Annotated in this window: 11 protein-coding genes; 8 read left to right on the top strand and 3 right to left on the bottom strand. The window is 72.0% G+C overall.

The genetic code is table 11. The features are described 5' to 3' along the window. Nucleotides 1-36 precede the first annotated feature (36 nt). Nucleotides 37-2619 (bottom strand): alpha-glucan family phosphorylase, encoded by a 2583-nt coding sequence (glgP, locus tag BJZ21_RS06900; protein ID WP_179663068.1) that lies wholly within the window; start codon nt 2617-2619, stop codon nt 37-39. Between the two features lie 244 nt (nt 2620-2863). Between glgP and BJZ21_RS06895 the strand changes: the two genes are divergently transcribed. The 6 genes from BJZ21_RS06895 to ppdK are packed head-to-tail and all read left to right on the top strand — an operon-like array spanning nt 2864 to nt 13781. Beyond that, a complete protein-coding gene (locus BJZ21_RS06895) occupies nt 2864-4855 on the top strand; it encodes an alpha-1,4-glucan--maltose-1-phosphate maltosyltransferase (protein ID WP_179663067.1) in 1992 nt (663 codons plus the stop codon). After that, nucleotides 4852-6603, top strand: a complete 1752-nt coding sequence (gene treS, locus BJZ21_RS06890; protein WP_218851358.1) for a maltose alpha-D-glucosyltransferase — start codon at nt 4852-4854, stop codon at nt 6601-6603. The genes BJZ21_RS06895 and treS overlap by 4 nt, the downstream gene beginning before the upstream one ends. Further along, the gene (locus tag BJZ21_RS06885) at nt 6600-8027 is read left to right on the top strand and encodes a maltokinase N-terminal cap-like domain-containing protein (protein WP_179663066.1); all 1428 of its coding nucleotides are present in this window, start codon (nt 6600-6602) and stop codon (nt 8025-8027) included. Before treS ends, BJZ21_RS06885 begins: the two co-directional genes overlap by 4 nt. Beyond that, on the top strand, nt 8024-10234 hold the full coding sequence (glgB, locus tag BJZ21_RS06880) for a 1,4-alpha-glucan branching protein GlgB (protein ID WP_179663065.1): 2211 nt from the start codon (nt 8024-8026) through the stop codon (nt 10232-10234). The genes BJZ21_RS06885 and glgB overlap by 4 nt, the downstream gene beginning before the upstream one ends. Before the next feature lie 43 nt (nt 10235-10277). After that, the gene (locus BJZ21_RS20875; RefSeq protein WP_179663064.1) at nt 10278-11063 is read left to right on the top strand and encodes an NUDIX domain-containing protein; all 786 of its coding nucleotides are present in this window, start codon (nt 10278-10280) and stop codon (nt 11061-11063) included. A 48-nt stretch (nt 11064-11111) separates the two neighbouring features. Then, nucleotides 11112-13781, top strand: a complete 2670-nt coding sequence (gene ppdK / locus BJZ21_RS06870) for a pyruvate, phosphate dikinase (RefSeq protein ID WP_179663063.1) — start codon at nt 11112-11114, stop codon at nt 13779-13781. Nucleotides 13782-13901: 120 nt separating this feature from the next. Here ppdK and BJZ21_RS06865 read toward each other — a convergent pair whose 3' ends face one another. Continuing rightward, entirely contained in the window at nt 13902-14864 is a 963-nt protein-coding gene (locus tag BJZ21_RS06865) for a tetratricopeptide repeat protein (RefSeq protein WP_179663062.1), read from the bottom strand. A 123-nt stretch (nt 14865-14987) separates the two neighbouring features. On the opposite strand from BJZ21_RS06865, the gene BJZ21_RS06860 reads away from it, so the two are divergent. Both BJZ21_RS06860 and tnpB read left to right on the top strand, forming a co-directional pair. Continuing rightward, nucleotides 14988-15815 carry an IS5 family transposase gene (locus BJZ21_RS06860; RefSeq protein ID WP_179663061.1) on the top strand — a complete coding sequence of 276 codons (828 nt, stop codon included), beginning with the start codon at nt 14988-14990 and terminating at the stop codon, nt 15813-15815. A gap of 697 nt (nt 15816-16512) precedes the next feature. Next, nucleotides 16513-17904, top strand: coding sequence for an IS607 family element RNA-guided endonuclease TnpB (gene tnpB / locus BJZ21_RS06855; RefSeq protein ID WP_179663060.1), 1392 nt, complete (start codon nt 16513-16515; stop codon nt 17902-17904). A 201-nt stretch (nt 17905-18105) separates the two neighbouring features. Here the strand turns inward: tnpB and BJZ21_RS06850 are convergent, their stop codons facing one another. After that, nucleotides 18106-18978: a hypothetical protein gene (locus BJZ21_RS06850; protein ID WP_179663059.1), complete on the bottom strand. Its 873-nt coding sequence runs from the start codon at nt 18976-18978 to the stop codon at nt 18106-18108. Between the last annotated feature and the right edge of the window lie 15 nt (nt 18979-18993).

Below are 18993 nucleotides of genomic sequence, written 5' to 3'. Positions count from 1 at the left end.
TCGTGCGTGCTCATCCCGTCGTACGACGGGCCGTGGTCACGGCAGCGCCACCACGCCGAGCTCGGCGGCCGAGGTGAGCAGGTCGTTGCGCGGGATCACGCGGACCGTGTAGCCGAACGGGCCGCTGTGGTCGAGGGTGACGTCCCCGTCGAAGCGGTGCCGTCCGCCCTCGTAGCTCTCGGCGAGCGTCAGCGACTCCGCGACCGTCCCGGTGAGCTGGTCGGCGCTGTCGATGCGCCCGTGCAGCAGCTGCACGTCGACGTCGTCGGCCGAGAGGTCGCCCAGCGCCACGAACGCCCGGGCGCTCATCACGTCGCCGACCTCGGGGGCGTCGCCGACGCCGCTGCTCTCCACGTGCTCGACCCGGACCGCCGGCCAGGCGCCGCGCACCTTCTTCTTCCACGCGGCGAGCTCGGCCGCGCCGTGGAAGTCGGAGTTCAGGCGACGGGCGTTGCCCGCGGCCGGGGCGTAGAGCTCGCGCACGTAGTCACGCACCATCCGGGTCGCCAGCACCTTGGGGCCGAGCGACTTCAGCGTGTGGCGGACCATCTCCAGCCAGCGGGTCGGCACCCCCTCGCCGTCGATGTCGTAGAACCGCGGCGCGATCTCGTTCTCGATCAGGTCGTAGAGCGCGGTCGCCTCGAGGTCGTCGCGACGGTCGGGGTCCTCGACACCGTCGGCGGACGGGATCGCCCAGCCGTTGTTGCCGTCGAACCACTCGTCCCACCAGCCGTCGAGGATCGAGAGGTTCAGCCCGCCGTTCAGGGCGGCCTTCATGCCGGAGGTGCCGCACGCCTCGTAGGGGCGCAGCGGGTTGTTCAGCCAGACGTCGCAGCCCGGGTAGAGCGGCTGGGCCATCGCGATGTCGTAGTTGGGCAGGAAGACGATGCGGTGGCGGACCTCCGGGTCGTCGGCGAAGCGCACCATCTCCTGGATCAGCTTCTTGCCCCCGTCGTCGGCGGGGTGGGACTTGCCGGCGATGACCAGCTGCACCGGGCGCTCGGGGTCGAGCAGCAGGCGCTTCAGGCGCTCCGGGTCGCGCAGCATCAGCGTGAGCCGCTTGTACGACGGGACGCGACGCGCGAACCCGATCGTGAGCACGTCGGGGTCCAGGGCGTTGTCGATCCAGCCCAGCTCGGCCCTCGCGGCGCCGCGCTTCTCCCACGACGCGGTCAGGCGGCGGCGGGCGTCCGCGACCAGGTGCTCACGCAGCCGGCGCTTGACCGCCCAGACCTCCGCGCCGGGGATCTTGTCGACCGTGGCCAGGAAGCTGTCGGGGACGTCGCTCTCGCGGTCGGCACCGTGGGCCACGGCGAGCTCGAAGACCTCGCGCGCCACCCAGGTCGGGGCGTGCACCCCGTTGGTGATCGAGCCGATCGGCACCTCGGCCTCGTCGAAGGCGGGCCACAGGCCGTTGAACATGCCCCGGCTGACGTGGCCGTGGAGCTGCGAGACGCCGTTGGCGCGCTGGGCGAGCCGGAAGCCCATCACGGCCATGTTGAAGACCGACGGGTCGCCGCCCTCGTAGTCCTCGGTGCCGAGCGTGAGGATCCGCTCGACCGGGACACCCGGGGTCGCGCCGGCCTCGCTGAAGTGCTGCGCGACCAGGGTGCGCGGGAAGCGGTCGATGCCCGCCGGCACCGGCGTGTGGGTGGTGAAGACGGTGGAGGCGCGGCTGACCTCGAGCGCGGTGTCGAAGTCGAGGCGGGGCCCGGTCTCCTCCACCGTGAGCTCGCGGATCCGCTCGAGGCCGAGGAACCCGGCGTGGCCCTCGTTGGTGTGGAACACCTCGGGGGCGGGGGCCCCGGTGATGCGCGAGTAGGCGCGGAGCGCCCGCACGCCACCGACGCCGAGCAGCAGCTCCTGGCGCAGCCGGTGCTCGCTGTTGCCGCCGTACAGGCGGTCGGTCACGTCGCGGTAGTGGTCGGGGTTGCCCTCGACGTCGGAGTCGAGCAGCAGCAGGGGCACCCGGCCGACGTGGGCGACCCAGATGCGGGCCAGCAGGTCGGGGCCGTCGGGCAGCGCGATGGCGACCAGGGCCCCCGAGCCGTCCTGCTCGCGCAGCAGCGAGATGGGCAGCCCGTCGGGGTCGAGCACCGGGTAGGTCTCCTGCTGCCAGCCCTCGCGGGAGAGCGACTGCTCGAAGTACCCGTGGCGGTAGAGCAGGCCGACCCCGGTGATCGGGATGCCCAGGTCGCTGGCCGCCTTCAGGTGGTCACCGGCCAGGATGCCGAGGCCGCCGGAGTACTGCGGCAGCACCGCGGTGATGCCGAACTCCGGGGAGAAGTAGCCGATCGCCCGGGGACCGCCCTCGCCGGCCCAGCGCCGCTGGAACCAGCGGTCGCCGGTCAGGTAGCGCTCGAGGTCCTCCCGGGCCTCGCCCAGCCGCCGCAGGAAGCCCTGGTCGCCGGCCAGCTCCTCGAGCCGGGACCGGCCGACCGCACCGAGCAGCTTCACGGGGTCGCGCCCCGTCGTGTCCCACAGGACCGGGTCCACCGCCGCGAAGACGTCCTGCGTCTCCGGGTGCCAGGACCACCTCAGGTTGCCCGCCAGGTCCCCCAGCGCGGCCAGGGCCGGCGGCAGGACGGGGCGGACAGTGAATCGTCGAATTGCGCGCACCGGAGGAAGGTAGCGCGATTTCTTGGATCGATCCAAGGTTTCGCCGCACCTGTGACCCGGCGTGATCCGCACAACATCCCGGCGGCGATCCCCCGAGTCCCTCAGACCGGTGGGCCGCGAGAGGTGTGGCGACCGCCCGCAGCGGGCACGGTGGCGCCAGGTGGACTCGGACGGGCAGCCCACCTGGTGGTCGCCGGTACCTCCCCCGCTTGCGCGGCCGGGAGCGATTCGAAAGTGTGGGGACATGGTCGGACGCATTCCCGTCATGAACGTCATGCCCGTGGTCGATCTGGGTCGTCAGCCGGCCAAGGCGGCGGTCGGCGAGCCGTTCCCGGTCTCGGCGACGGTCTTCCGCGAGGGCCACGACAAGCTCGGCGCCGAGGTGGTCCTGACCGGTCCCGACGGGCGCCGCCGCGACCCCGTTCGGATGGTCAAGCACCCCGAGGTCCCCGACCGCTACGAGGCCTGGGTGACCCCCGACGCCGGTGGTGCGTGGACCTTCGAGGTGCAGGCCTGGTCGGACCCGGTCGCGACCTGGCAGCACGCCGCCGGGCTGAAGATCCCCGCCGGCGTCGACGTCGAGCTGATGTTCACCGAGGGCCGGCTGCTGCTCGAGCGGGTCCGCGACCAGCTCGACCCCGCCGGCCGCGCCGAGGCCCGGCAGGTGCTCGAGGGGGCGCTGGACGCCGCCGCCGACCCCGACCGGCCGACCGGCGCCCGGTTGGCGGTGCTGCAGGACCCCCGGCTCGTCGAGCTGCTCGCGGCGAACCCGCTGCGCGAGCTGGTCACGGTCGAGGGGCCCTACCCGGCGTACGCCGACCGGCCGCGCGCACTGTTCGGCAGCTGGTACGAGTTCTTCCCCCGCTCCGAGGGCGCCACCCTGGACCCGGCGAGCGGCAAGGTCACCAGCGGCAGCTTCCGCACCGCGGCCAAGCGGCTGGACGCCGTGGCCGCGATGGGCTTCGACGTGATCTACCTGCCGCCGGTGCACCCGATCGGCGAGGTCAACCGCAAGGGCCCGAACAACACCCTGACGCCCGGTCCCGAGGACCCCGGCTCGCCCTGGGCGATCGGCTCCCGGCACGGCGGCCACGACGCGATCCACCCCGAGCTCGGCACCTTCGAGGACTTCGACGCGTTCGTGGCGCACGCCCATGAGCTCGGGCTGGAGGTGGCGATCGACCTGGCGCTGCAGGCCGCGCCCGACCACCCCTGGGTGACCTCGCACCCCGAGTGGTTCACCACCCGCGCCGACGGCACCATCGCGCACGCCGAGAACCCGCCCAAGAAGTACCAGGACATCTACCCGGTCAACTTCGACAACGACCCGGTCGGCATCTGCCGCGAGGTGCTGCGGGTGGTCCGGCTGTGGATGTCCCACGGCGTGCGGATCTTCCGCGTCGACAACCCGCACACCAAGCCCGTGGCGTTCTGGGAGTGGCTGCTCAAGGAGGTCCGCCGCACCGACCCCGACGTGCTGTTCCTGTCCGAGGCGTTCACCCGCCCGGCGATGATGCACGCGCTGGGCGCGGTCGGGTTCCACCAGTCCTACACCTACTTCACCTGGCGCAACGCCAAGTGGGAGCTCGAGGACTACCTGCGCGAGCTGGCGAGCGAGTCCGACCACCTGATGCGACCGAACTTCTTCGTCAACACCCCCGACATCCTGCACGCCTACCTGCAGTACGGCGGCCCGGCCGCCTTCAAGATCCGCGCGGCGATCGCGGCGACCGGCTCGCCCAGCTGGGGCGTCTACGCCGGCTACGAGCTCTACGAGCACGTGGCGGTCAAACCGGGCAGCGAGGAGTACCTCGACTCCGAGAAGTACCAGATCCGGATCCGGGACTGGGACGCCGCGGAGCGGGAGGGACGCACGCTCGCGCCGTACCTCACCCGGCTCAACGAGATCCGGCGGCAGCACCCGGCGCTGCAGCTGCTGCGCAACGTGCACGTCCACCACAGCGACGACGAGAACGTCCTGGTGTTCTCCAAGACCCGGCAGCTCGACGACGGCCGGCGCGACACCGTGGTCGTCGTGGTCAACACCGACCCGCACGCCGCCCGCGAGACCACGGTCCACCTCGACCTGCCGGCCCTGGGCCTGGCGTGGGGCGACTCGTTCGTCGTGCACGACGAGCTGACCCACGACGACTGGAGCTGGAGCCAGCACAACTACGTGCGCCTCGACCCGGCGCACGAACCCGCGCACATCCTGACCGTGAGGAGCCCCCGTTGACGGACGTCTCGACCAGCCAGACCCCTGCCGGCGACACCGAGACCGACCCGTTCCCCGACACCGTCGGCAGCACGCCCGACTGGTTCAAGACCGCGGTCTTCTACGAGGTCCTGGTGCGGTCCTTCCGCGACTCCAACGGGGACGGCACCGGTGACTTCCGGGGGCTCACCGAGAAGCTCGACTACCTGCAGTGGCTCGGGGTGGACTGCCTGTGGGTGCCGCCGTTCTTCACCTCGCCGCTGCGCGACGGCGGCTACGACGTCGCCGACTACACCAACATCCTTCCCGAGTGCGGGTCGGTGGAGGACTTCCACCACTTCCTCGACGAGTCCCACAAGCGCGGCATCCGCGTGATCATCGACTTCGTCATGAACCACACCAGCGACCAGCACCCCTGGTTCCAGGCCAGCCGGGAGGACCCCGACGGGCCGTACGGCGACTTCTACGTCTGGTCCGACACCGACGACCTCTACCAGGACGCGCGGATCATCTTCGTCGACACCGAGCCGTCGAACTGGACCTGGGACCCGGTCCGCCAGCAGTACTACTGGCACCGGTTCTTCGCCCACCAGCCCGACCTCAACTTCGACAACCCGAAGGTCCACGACGCGATCTTCGAGGCGCTGGCGTTCTGGCTCGACATGGGCCTCGACGGGTTCCGCCTCGACGCGGTGCCCTACCTCTACGAGCGCCCGGGCACCAACGGCGAGAACCTGCCGGAGACCCACGAGCTGCTGAGGAAGGTCCGTCGCTTCGTCGACGAGAACTACCCGGGCCGGGTGCTGCTGGCGGAGGCCAACCAGTGGCCGGCCGACGTCGTGGACTACTTCGGCGACTTCGAGTCCGGCGGCGACGAGTGCCACATGTGCTTCCACTTCCCGGTGATGCCGCGCATCTTCATGGCGGTGCGCCGGGAGTCCCGCTTCCCGATCTCGGAGATCCTGGAGCAGACCCCGCCGGTCCCCCACGGCTGCCAGTGGGGCATCTTCCTGCGCAACCACGACGAGCTGACCCTGGAGATGGTCGCCGACGAGGACCGCGACTACATGTGGGGCGAGTACGCCAAGGACCCCCGGATGAAGGCCAACATCGGCATCCGCCGGCGGCTGGCGCCGCTGCTCGACAACGACACCAACCAGATGGAGCTGTTCACCGCGCTGCTGCTCTCGCTGCCCGGCTCCCCGGTCCTCTACTACGGCGACGAGATCGGGATGGGCGACAACATCTGGCTCGGTGACCGGGACGGCGTCCGGACCCCGATGCAGTGGACGCCGGACCGCAACGCCGGCTTCTCCTCGGCCACCCCCGGCAAGCTGCACCTGCCGGCGATCCAGGACCCGGTCTACGGCTACCAGGCGGTCAACGTCGAGGCGCAGCTGGAGAACTCCTCCTCGCTGTTGCACTGGACCCGGCGGATGATCCAGGCCCGGCGCCGCCACGACGCCTTCGGGCTCGGCTCGTTCGTCGACCTGGGGGGCTCGAACCCGAGCGTGCTGTCCTACGCCCGCGAGCACGAGGGCGACGACGGGCGCCGCGACGTGATCATCTGCGTGAACAACCTCTCCCGGTTCCCGCAGCCGGTCGAGCTGGACCTGCGCCGCTGGGAGGCGATGGTGCCGGTCGAGCTGCTCGGCGGCGTGCCCTTCCCCCCGATCGGCGAGCTGCCGTATCTCCTCACGCTGGGTGGGTACGGCTTCTACTGGTTCAGACTGACCGCACCGGAGACCGACGAGGGAGCTGCCCTGTGACGCCTGCCGACCAGACACCCGAGGCCCGGCCGCTGGAGCTCCTGGCGGCCTACGTGGGGAAGGCACGCTGGTTCGGCGGCAAGGGACGGCCGTTCCGCGTCACCGGCAGCCGCCGGCTCGGCGAGGTCCCGGGCTGCGTGCCCGAGGGCCCGCGGGTCGCCCTGGAGCTGGTGACGATCGGCTACGACGACGGCGGCCCGGAGGACTACTACCAGCTCCCGCTGGCGTTCTACGCCGAGCCGCAGGAGCGGCTGGAGCACGCGCTGGTCGGGGCCTGGACCGACGAGGAGTTCGGCCCCAGCCACGTCTACGACGCGGTCCACGACCGCGAGGCGATGGCCTGCTGGCTGCGCTCGTTCGCCGACCCGCCCGAGGGTCCCCTGCGGTTCCACCGGATGCCGGGCCACGAGCTCGACCTGGAGAGCCGCTCGACGCTGTTCAGCGGCGAGCAGTCCAACTCCTCGGTCGCGTTCGGCGACGACTCCCTGCTCAAGGTGTTCCGCCGGATCACCCCGGGGGTCAACCCCGACATCGCCGTCCACGAGGTGCTCACCCGCGCCGGCAGCGAGCACGTGCCGGCCCTCTACGGCTGGCTGGAGTGCCCGGCGCTGGGCGCCGAGGGCGAGACCGGCGACGACGTCCTGCACCTGGCCATGCTGCAGCAGTTCCTGCGCACCGCCACCGACGGCTGGGAGCTCGCGCTGGCCAGCGTGCGCAACCTCTTCGCCGAGGGCGACCTGCGTGCCGACGAGGTCGGCGGCGACTTCGCCGGCGAGTCCGCCCGGCTGGGCCAGGCGCTGGCCGAGGTCCACCACAGCCTGGCCGAGCACTTCGGGACCGAGCGGCGCACCCGGGCGGACCTGGTCGGGCTGGCCGACGCCATGGACCGGCGGCTCGACGAGGCGCTCCCCGTCGTACCCGGCCTGGAGCCGCACGCCGCGGACCTGCGCCGCGCCTTCGACGCACTGCGCGGGCTCGACGAGGTCGTGGTCCAGCGCGTGCACGGCGACCTGCACCTGGGCCAGACGCTGCGCACCGTGCGCGGCTGGAAGATCGTCGACTTCGAGGGCGAGCCCGCCAAGCCGCTGACCGAGCGGATGCTGCCCGACTCGCCCTGGCGCGACGTCGCCGGCATGCTGCGCTCCTTCGACTACGCCCCGCGGGTCGTGGAGCGCACCTGGGACGACGACGGCGACGGGGCCACCGAGCAGCGCGCCTACCGGGCCGCGGAGTGGGCCGAGCGCAACCGCACCGCCTTCCTGACCGCCTACGCCTCCGGGCGGGACCTGACGTCGGCCGAGGAGACGCTGCTCGCGGCGTACGTCGCCGACAAGGCCGTCTACGAGACCGTCTACGAAACGCGCAACCGTCCGTCCTGGGTGGGCATCCCACTCGAGGCCGTCGCGAGGATCGGAGTGTCATGACCAGCACCCCCACCGTGAAGCCCGTCCCCGTCGAGGAGCTCGACCTGCTCGTTCGGGGCGCCCACGGCGACCCCCACGGCGTGCTCGGGGCCCACCCCCACGACGGCGGCGTCACCGTCCGTGTCCTCAAGCCGCTCGCCTCGCGCGTCGTCGTGCTCCACGACGGCCCCGAGGGCCGCGTCGAGACCCCGCTGCACCACGAGCACGAGGGCATCTGGTCCGGCGTGCTGCCGATGGCCGAGGTGCCCGACTACCGCCTCTCGGTGGCCTACGACGGGGAGCCGCACGAGCTCGACGACCCCTACCGCTTCCTGCCCACGCTGGGCGAGGTCGACCTGCACCTGATCAACGAGGGCCGGCACGAGCGGCTCTGGGACGTGCTCGGCGCGCACGTGCAGCACTACCGCACGCCGCTGGGCGAGACCATCAGCGGCACGTCGTTCGCGGTCTGGGCGCCGTCGGCGCGCGGCGTGCGGGTGAAGGGCTCGTTCAACAGCTGGGACGGCCGCGAGCACCCGATGCGCCAGCTCGGCAGCTCCGGGGTGTGGGAGCTGTTCGTCCCGGGCGCCGGCAGCGGCACCGGCTACAAGTTCGTGATCCTCGGCGCCGACGGCCAGTGGCGGGAGAAGGCGGACCCGATGGCCTACCACACCGAGGTGCCGCCGGCGACGTCCTCGGTGGTCTTCGAGTCCTCCTACACCTGGGGCGACGAGGAGTGGATGACCGCCCGCCCGACCAGGCAGCCCGTCCACGAGGCGATGTCGGTCTACGAGCTGCACCTGGGCTCGTGGAAGAAGCACCACGGCGGCGGGCTGTACTCCTACGCCGACCTGGCCGACCACCTGGTGCCCTACCTCACCGACCTCGGGTTCACCCACGTGGAGTTCCTGCCGGTGATGGAGCACCCGTTCGGCGGGTCCTGGGGCTACCAGGTCACGTCGTACTTCGCCCCGACCGCGCGGTTCGGCGACCCCGACGGCTTCCGACTGCTGGTCGACCGGCTGCACCAGGCCGGGATCGGCGTGATCGTGGACTGGGTGCCGGCGCACTTCCCCAAGGACGAGTTCGCGCTGGCCCGCTTCGACGGCACGCCGCTCTACGAGGACCCCAACCCCTCGCGCGGGGAGCACCCCGACTGGGGCACCTACGTGTTCAACTTCGGGCGCCGCGAGGTCCGCAACTTCCTGGTCGCCAACGCCCTCTACTGGCTCGAGGAGTTCCACGTCGACGGGCTGCGGGTGGACGCGGTCGCCTCGATGCTCTACCTCGACTACTCCCGCGAGCCCGGCCAGTGGACGCCGAACGTCCACGGCGGGCGGGAGAACCTCGAGGCCATGCAGTTCCTCCAGGAGATGAACGGCACCGTCTACAAGCGGGTCCCCGGCGCGATCACGATCGCCGAGGAGTCGACCTCCTGGGAGGGCGTCACGCGCGCTACCTCCGAGGGCGGCCTCGGGTTCGGCTTCAAGTGGAACATGGGCTGGATGCACGACTCGCTGGCCTACATGCAGCACGAGCCGGTGCACCGCACCTACCACCACGGCGAGCTGACGTTCTCCCTCGTCTACGCGTGGTCGGAGAACTACGTGCTGCCGATCAGCCACGACGAGGTGGTGCACGGCAAGGGGTCCCTGCTGCGCAAGATGCCCGGCGACCGGTGGCAGCAGCTGGCCAACCTGCGTGCCTACTTGGGCTTCATGTGGGCCCACCCGGGCAAGCAGCTGCTGTTCATGGGCGCGGAGATGGGCCAGGAGTCGGAGTGGGCGGAGGCCCGCGAGCTGGACTGGTGGCTGCTCGACCACCCCGAGCACCGCGGCGTGCAGTCGCTGGTGCGCGACCTCAACCGCGTCTACGCCGAGACGCCGGCCGCGTGGTCGCGGGACAACGAGCCCGGCACGTTCCAGTGGATCGACGCCAACGACGCCAACCGCAACGTCTTCTCGTTCATCCGCCGCGGCTCCTCGGGCCCGGACCTGGTCTGCGTGTCGAACTTCGCCGCGGTCCCCCACGAGGGCTACCGGCTGGGGCTGCCCTCCGCCGGGGTCTGGGAGGAGGTCGTCAACACCGACGCCGAGTCCTACACCGGCTCCGGGGTCGGCAACATGGGCGCGGTCACGGCCGTCGAGGGCGACTGGTCGGGACAGCCGGCGTACGCCGAGCTCGTCGTACCGCCGCTGGCCACCGTGTGGCTGCGCCGGCGGGACTGACGCCCGTCCGGCCGGGCGCCCGCGGGCTCGTTAGGGTGGAACCGTGACCGACCAGCCCACCACCGTCTCGACCGTGGCCGACGGCGTCGCGCGGATCGAGTGGGTCCCCGACCTGCACGACGAGGGGTTCACCGCCGCGGTCGACGTCGTGCGCCGAGAGGTCGAGGGGGCGCTGGCCGCGCACCCCCGGGTCGAGGCCCTGGTCTCCCCCGACGACGAGCTCGGCCAGCGGGTGGCCACCTGGGCCGGGCTGCGGCGCGAGGGCGTGATGCGCGGTGTCACCGTGGCCGGCCGGACCGTCGACCGGATCGTCTACGCCCGGCTCGCCACCGACGCCCCCGCGCACGAGCCGGAGGGCTTCCGCGCCCTGCTGAACTCCTTCCTGCCCCGCAAGCGCGCGATCAGCCAGATGCTGCTGCGCGACCACGACGACCGGGTGCTGCTGTGCCAGCTGACCTACAAGCAGGACTGGGACCTGCCCGGGGGCGTGGTCGAGGTCGGCGAGTCACCGCAGCTGGCCGTGGCCCGCGAGGTCGAGGAGGAGCTCGGGCTGGTCATCGAGGCCGGCAACCTGCTGCTCACCGACTGGCTGCCGCCGTGGAGCGGGTGGGACGACGCCCTGTGCCTGGTCTTCGACGGCGGCGTCCACGACCCCGCGCTCCTGGAGCGGGTCGTCAAGCAGACCCGCGAGATCAGCGCCGCCGAGTTCTGCACGATCGAGCAGGTCGAGAAGCGCTGCGCCGACTTCACCGCGCGCCGGATCCGGTCGGCGCTGGGCCGCGTCGCGGGCGGATCCGGGGCCGCGACGTACACCGAGTCCGGGATCTAGTCCCGCAGGCCCCTGCCAAAAACGGCGCGAACCGGGTACAGATGCCCTGTGAGCACCTACGTCTTCGACTTCGCGCAGGGGAACAAGGACCAGAAGGAGCTGCTCGGCGGGAAGGGGGCCAACCTCGCCGAGATGACCAACCTCGGGCTGCCGGTCCCGCCGGGGTTCACGATCACCACCGAGGCGTGCAACGCCTACCTCCGCGCCCAGGACCTGCCCGACGGGCTCGCCGAGGAGATCGACGAGCACCTCGCCCGCCTCGAGGAGGCGATGGGACGCCGGCTCGGTGACCCGACCGACCCGCTGCTGGTCTCGGTCCGCTCGGGGGCGGCGCACTCCATGCCCGGGATGATGGAGACGGTCCTCAACGTCGGCCTGAACGACGAGTCCGTGCACGGCCTGGCCACGCAGAGCGACGACGAGCGGTTCGCCCTGGACTCCTACCGCCGGCTGCTCGGCATGTTCGGCACCACCGTGCTCGGGCTCGACGACGAGCTCTTCTCCGAGGAGCTCGACCGGGCCAAGGACCGCCGCGGCACCACCGACGACCTCGGGCTCGAGGCCGACGACCTGCGTGACCTCGTCGAGGCCTACCAGAAGCTCATCGCGGAGCACGCCGGCCGGCCGTTCCCCCAGGACCCGCGCGAGCAGCTCGAGCTGGCGATGCGCGCGGTGTTCGACTCCTGGAACACCGACCGCGCCGTGCTCTACCGCCGCCAGGAGCGGATCCCGGAGGGCGGCGGCACGGCGGTCAACATCCAGGCGATGGTCTTCGGCAACCGCGGGATGGACTCCGGCTCGGGGGTCGCCTTCACCCGCGACCCCGCGTCCGGCGCCCAGGGCGAGTACGGCGACTACCTGCAGAACGCCCAGGGCGAGGACGTGGTCGCGGGCATCCGCAACACCGTGGCGCTGGCCGACCTCGAGGAGATCGACAAGTCCTCGCACGACGGCCTGCTGGCGATCATGAAGACCCTCGAGGACCACTACCGCGACATGTGCGACATCGAGTTCACCATCGAGCGCGGCAAGCTGTGGATGCTGCAGACCCGGGTCGGCAAGCGCACCCCGGAGGCGGCGTACCGGATCGCGGTCGGCATGGCCGACGAGGGCCTGATCGACATGGACGAGGCGCTGGGCCGGGTCACCGGCGCCCAGCTCGCGCAGCTGCTGTTCCCGCGGTTCGACCCCGCCGCGGAGCGCACCCTGCTCGCCAAGGGCATGAACGCCTCCCCCGGCGCCGCGGTCGGCAAGGCGGTCTTCGACTGGGACACCGCGGTGGAGTGGGCCGAGCAGGGCGAGGACGTGATCCTGGTCCGCAAGGAGACCAGCCCCGACGACCTGCACGGGATGATGGTCGCCAAGGGCATCCTCACCAGCAGGGGCGGCAAGACCTCGCACGCCGCCGTGGTCGCGCGCGGCATGGGCCGCACCTGCGTGTGCGGCGCGGAGGCGCTCGACGTGGACGCCAAGAGCGGCCAGTTCACCGTGCGCGGCGGCAAGACCGTCCGCGAGGGCGACGTGATCTCCATCGACGGCAGCACCGGCGAGGTGTTCGACGGCGCCGTCCCGGTGGCCGACTCCGCGGTGGTGCGCTACTTCGAGGGTGAGCAGCTCGACCACCCGGTCGTGGACGCGGTCCGGCGGCTGATGGAGCACGCCGACGGCGTACGCCGGCTCGCGGTGCGCGCCAACGCCGACACCGCCCCCGACGCCGCCCGGGCGCGCCGGTTCGGCGCCCAGGGCATCGGGCTGTGCCGCACCGAGCACATGTTCCTCGGCGAGCGGCGCGAGCTGGTGGAGAACCTGATCGTCGCCGACGACGCGAAGGGGCAGCACAAGGCGCTGCAGGCGCTGCTCCCCCTGCAGCGGCAGGACTTCACGGAGATCCTCGAGGCGATGGACGGCTTGCCGGTGACGATCCGGCTGATCGACCCGCCGCTGCACGAGTTCCTCCCCGACTTCACCGAGCTCTCGGTGGCCATGGCTCTCGCCGACACCCGCGGCCACCGCAAGAAGCGGGAGCGCAAGCTGCTCGAGGCGGTCCGGCGGCTGCACGAGCAGAACCCGATGCTGGGGCTGCGCGGCGTGCGCCTGGGGATCGTCATCCCCGAGCTGTTCACGATGCAGGCCCGGGCGATCCTGGAGGCGACCGCGGCCCGGCTCGAGCAGGGCGGCGACCCCCGGCCGGAGATCATGATCCCGCTCGTGGCGTCGGTGCGGGAGCTGGAACTGGTCAAGCGCCGGATCGAGGAGGTGGCCGCGGTGGTCGAGGAGGAGACGGGCGTGAACGTGTCCTTCCGGGTCGGCACCATGATCGAGCTGCCGCGGGCCGCGCTCACGGCGGACCAGATCGCCGGCGCGGCCGAGTTCTTCTCCTTCGGCACCAACGACCTGACCCAGATGACCTGGGGCTTCTCGCGCGACGACGTCGAGGCGTCGTTCTTCGGCCCCTACCTCGAGCAGGGGGTCTTCCCGGTCTCGCCGTTCGAGTCTCTCGACGTCGAGGGCGTCGGGGCGCTGGTGCGCACCGCGGTCGAGAAGGGCCGCGAGGTGCGCCCGGACCTGCACCTCGGCATCTGCGGCGAGCACGGCGGCGACCCCGCGTCGATCCACTTCTTCCACGAGGTGGGGCTGGACTACGTCAGCTGCTCGCCGTTCCGGGTGCCGATCGCCCGGCTCGAGGCCGGGCGCGCCGCGCTGGGCGGCGCCAGCTGAGCACGCCCCGGGCACCGGGTTTCGACGCGCACGTCGCGACCTCGCAGGCTCGGTCGCGGTGCTTGCTCAACCTGGTCGAGCCCACGCGGCCGGCTCGTGCCTCGCCGGCCGCTGCTCGCCTCAGAACAGCGCAGAGGCGAGGTTCTGACGGCCGCGGAGGACCCGCGGGTCGTCGTTGCCGACCGCCCCGAAGAGCGCGAGCAGGTGCTCGCGCGCCTGGTCGCGGTCGGCGCCGGAGGTGCGCCGGATCACGTCGACCAGCCGGTCGAACGCGTCGTCGACGTGGCCGCCGAGCATGTCGAGGTCGGCGACCATGGTCTGCGCCGCGACGTCGTCGGGCCGGGCGGCGGCCGCCTCCCGCGCCTGCTGCAGGTCCACGCCGCGGGTGCGCAGGAGCACCTTGGCCATCGCCAGGCCGGCGGCGGCCTCGGTGTCGGCGGGGTTGGCGTCGACGAGCTTCTGGTACTCCGCGACCGCGCGGTCGATGTCGCCGTCGCCGAGCGCGTCCTGCGCCGCGGCGTACCGCGGGTCGACCGCCTCGCCGTCCTCGCCCGCTGCCTCGGGAGCCGCGGACCGGGGCTGGTGGCGCCCGGCCATGCCCTGCGCGGTGAGCTGCTGCAGGACGGTCGTGAGCGCGGTGCGCAGCTCCTCCAGCGGGAGCACGTCCTGGAACAGCGGCGCCGGGCGCCCGTCGAGGACCGCGACCACCAGCGGGATGGAGGGGATCTGCATCGCCTGCGCGATCGAGGGCGCCGCGTCGATGTCGACGAGGCCCGCGAGGAAGCGGCCCTCGAACTCGTCGGAGAGCGAGCGCAGGTCGTCGGCGAGCTGGCCGCTCTCGGGCATCCGGGTGCGCGAGTAGAACACCAGCAGCACCGGCGCGGTCATCGACGCCTCGATGGTGGCCTGGAAGTTCTGCTCGTCGATGTCGACCGAGTACGCCGTACCGCCGCCGGTGGGGGCGGTCCCGGGGGCACCGGTCGGGCCCGCGGCGGGGCCGCCGGCTGAGGGCGGCGACTGGGCGGGGCGCTTGAGGGCCGAGAGGTCGATCGCGCCGGGGCGGCTGAACGGCTGCTGGGTCATGACCGCAATCCTAGAGACCTGGCCGGCGGCCCGCTCCGGGGCGTCGTCCCGACCCCCGGCCGAGCCGTCCTCACTGGGTGTGTCCCTATTGCCGTGGTGGGCTGTGTCGTCACCGTGCGGGGCATGTCCTATCCAAGTGACCTGACCGACGAGCAGTGGGAACTGCTGGAGCCGGTGTTCCACGCGCCGGGCAAGCGGGGCCGCAAGCATGCCGATGATCTGCGTGCCGTGGTGGACGCGATGTTGTACATCGCGCAGACCGGTTGCCAGTGGCGCTATCTCCCGCAGTCGTTCGGGCCGTGGACCCGGGTGTGGTCGCAGTTCCGCCGCTGGTCGCGCAATGGCACGTGGGCGCGTGCGCTGACGGTGTTGCATGCGGCCGCGCGTGAGGCGGGTGGTCGGGCGGAGGAAGTTCCCTCGATGGTGGTGATCGACACGCACCTGGCCCGGGGCGCTTCGAATGGTGGGTTCACCTTCCACGACCGTGGCGGACCGTACGGCCGCACCAACGGTGCCAAGCGCGTCGTGGCCGTGGACGTGACCGGTCTCCCGGTGGGCGCGCTGGTCGTGCCCGCTTCTACCCACGAGAATCGAGCCAGCGAACTGATGCTGGGGCACCTGGCCGAGCAGGGCGTCACTGGCCGGCTCGAGCTTGTTCTGGTGGACCGCGGCGTCACCGCGGCGGCCGCCCGCAATATCGGGAAGCGCCACGACCTCGAGGTCCGCCGCGTCGGGTGGGACGACAAGCAGCCGGTCTTCCGACCCATCCGACACGCCTGGCGCGTCGAGGTCGCGCACGGGCGCCTCGGCCGCTCGCACCGCTTGGCGAAGTCGTTCGAGAACACCACCACCTCGGCGACCGGCTGGCTCCAAGTGGCCTGCATCGCGACAACGTTGCGTCAGCTCGCCCGGTCGAGAGCCCGTGAGCCGCGAGTCGGGGTCGCGGCATGAGGCAGGGGTCGGGCACGACTCGGTGGTGGGTTTCGGCGTGGACGACAGCAACCCGCCTGCACCTTGCCGGCCGGCACCTTAGGCTCCGACCGTGATGGAGGTTAGGGCCGCGTGTGCTCGGGAGCGCGTCGTCGTGGCCGAGACGTTGGCAACGGCGTTCGCGGCCGACCCAGTGGTCCGGTGGCTGCTACCCGCCGGGGACCGCGACGTCCGGATGTTCCGAGCGCTGGCCGCACACGTTCATGCCGCTCCCGGATGCGCGGACCTGGCGTGGGAAGACGGCGAGTTGAGGGGTGCGGCGTTGTGGGACCCACCGGGGCATCGCGTGTCGTACGGTCGGCGGCTGGCGGGGTTGGCGACGTTGTTCCTCGCGATGGGCCCCGGCATCCGCCGTGGTGCCGTGCTCGAGGCGGCCTTCGCGCGGGCCCGGCCACCCTGAGCGTTCTGGTACCTCGCCCAGCTGGGTGCCTCCACGCCCGGACGGGGCGCCGGGTCAGCGCTGCTGGAGCACCGCCTGGCGAAGATCGAGGGGCCGGCCTACCTGGAGAGCAGCAACTTCGCGAACCTGCCCCTCTACCAGCGGTTCGGGTTCGAGGTCGTCGAGGAGATCCGTCTGCCAGACGATGGACCGACGCTGTGGACCATGCTGCGTTCGTGAACCGACACCGGAGACGGATCGCACTGTGGGTCGCCTGCGGTGTCGGTGGTGCGGTGCACCATCGGTCGCATGCCGATCCCCGCTACCGTTGACGAAGCCGTTCTGGTCTCGCGCACCGGTGTGCGGTTGACCCGGTCCACGACGTTCCGCTTCACCCTCGACGTCAACCAGGCCCAGCATCGAGCGCTGCTGGCGCACGCGGGCGCGGCGCGGTTGGCGTTCAACCATCAGCTGGCGCGCGTGCGGGCCAACCTGGACCAACGCGCCGCCGAGCGCAGCTATGGGCTCGCCGAGGGTCAGCTCACGCCGGCGCTGTCGTGGTCGAAGGTCGCGTTGATCAACCACATGAACGCCTGGAAGGACGGCCGCGATGCCTCGGCACCGGTCAACCCCGACGGCACACGGGGGCTGGCCTGGCGGGGCGAGATCTCTGCGGACGTGTTCGAGTGCGCGAGCGTGAACGCAGCGCAGGCCCTGAAGAACTGGGCCGACTCCCGCCAGGGGACCCGGGCCGGGAAGGCCGCTGGGTTTCCCCGGTTCAAGTCTCGACACAAGACCGCCCCGGCGTTCCGGCTCCGCGCCAAGTACACCGAAGGCGCCGCCTCGCCGGTCCGGCCGACCGGTCCGCGGGCCATCCGGTTTCCCAAGCTCGGCGAGCTCCACGTGCGGGAGAGCACCAAGCAGCTGCGGCGGATGTACGACTCGGGCCGGTTCCACGCCTACGCCGCGTCCTTCCGGTTCGAACGCGGCCGCTGGATCGTCGCGGTCACGGGTGTCGCTGCCGACTTCCACCACGCCCGCCGCGACATCCGGGACCGACATCAGGCAACGGTCGGGGTCGATCTCGGCGTCAAGGTCCTGGCGGTGATCGCCGACGAACACGGCCGAGTGCTGGCCGCGGTGGAGGGGGTGAAAGCACTCCAGCACGCCCAGGCACGCCTGAAGCTGGCCAACCAAGCCTTCGCGAGAACCAAGCGAGACTCGGCCGGCCGGCGCAAGGCAGCACGACGCCTGGGACGGGTCCACGCCCGCGTCGCCCACCTGCGCCGCAACCTCCTCCACGAGCTCTCTGCGGCCATCGCCAAGGGGCACGCGGCGGTGGTCATCGAGGACCTCAATGCCGCCGGAATGGTCAGCAACCGCATGCTGGCCCGAGTCGTCTCCGACGCCTCCTTCGGGGAGCTGCGGCGGCAGATCGAGTACAAGACCGCCTGGTACGGCACCACCCTCACGATCGCCGACCGCTGGTACCCCTCGTCCAAGACCTGCTCCGGCTGCGGTCAGGTCAAGACCGACCTGACCCTGACCGACCGGGTCTACACCTGCCCGGACTGCGGCCTGGCCATCGACCGCGACGTCAACGCCGCCATCAACCTCGCCCGCTATACAGGACCAGCCACCGCAGCACCGCCGCTACCTGCGGCCGCCTGACACCCCGCACGGTGTCCGCACCCGGATGGACCGGGACGTAGAGCCGACCGCCACCCCGCACCACCAAGGGGCCCTGGGCCGGAACCGAGACAAGACCCACCACCAAGGAGTGGCAGGCGCTCGGACGGCAACCAACAGCCACCGCGCCCTGTGCGTCGCTGGCCAAGGGAAGCCGGTGAGCCCGAATAGGGACACACCCAGTCACAGCAGCGTGTCGGTGCGCAGCGCCCGCCTCCGGTCCGGCTCGAGCCGGTAGTGCAGCGCGACCGCCTCGGCCGACCATAGCCGGAGCCGGTGGTCGCAGCGGAGCACGCTCTCGGGGTCGACGTACACCTGGAAGTCCTCCCGGATCGGCAGCGTCGCCGCGAACGCGCTGCCGCCGTCCTGGACCACGACGTAGGCGCCGTGGCCGCCGAACCCCTCCCCGGGCGAGCGGAGCCACAGCGAGCCGTTCGCGCCGACCTCCGGGCGCAGGAACACCTGGACGTTGCCGTGCTCCAGCGGGAAGGCCACGTGCACGGCGGGCCGGTCGGCGCCGGGGAGTCGGCGGTGGGAGTAGCAGCCGCTGTAGACGTACTCCCCCGTGGCCCGCAGGGTGCGGAGCCAGGCGGCGGCGACCTGGGCGCCGCGGGCGTCGGTGATCAGCGAGACCCGGCTCTCCATGCCCCGGGCCACGTCCAGCGGGCGCGTCGGCAGCGCGAGCTGCTCGACCCGCCGACCGAAGAGCCGCGAGACCAGCTCACCGCCGGGCCAGAAGGCGGCCCGCCAGCCGGTCCACACCTCCATCCGCCAGTCGGAGGTGTGCTCGTAGAAGTCGCGGACCTCCGGTGCCAGCGCGGCCGAGTCGAAGCCCGGCCCGTCCAGCGCGGCGAAGTGCGGGACCAGCCCCGCGCCCGGGACGTCCTCGTGCACCTGGCCGCCGGAGCGGGCCGCCTCGTCGGCCAGCCACCCGTCGCGGACGACCGGGCCCCGCGAGACGGGTCCCGCCAGCCAGGCGTGCTCGCCGGCGAGGTCGACGCGGCGGCCGACGGCTCGCCACCACTTGCGGGTCAGCAGGTCGATTCCGGGGCGCACCCGGACACCTTAGGA

Source organism: Nocardioides panaciterrulae, from assembly GCF_013409645.1.
GTDB lineage: Bacteria > Actinomycetota > Actinomycetes > Propionibacteriales > Nocardioidaceae > Nocardioides > Nocardioides panaciterrulae.
Note: the sequence above shows the minus strand (reverse complement) of the source record. Positions and strands in the feature narration are given on the sequence as shown.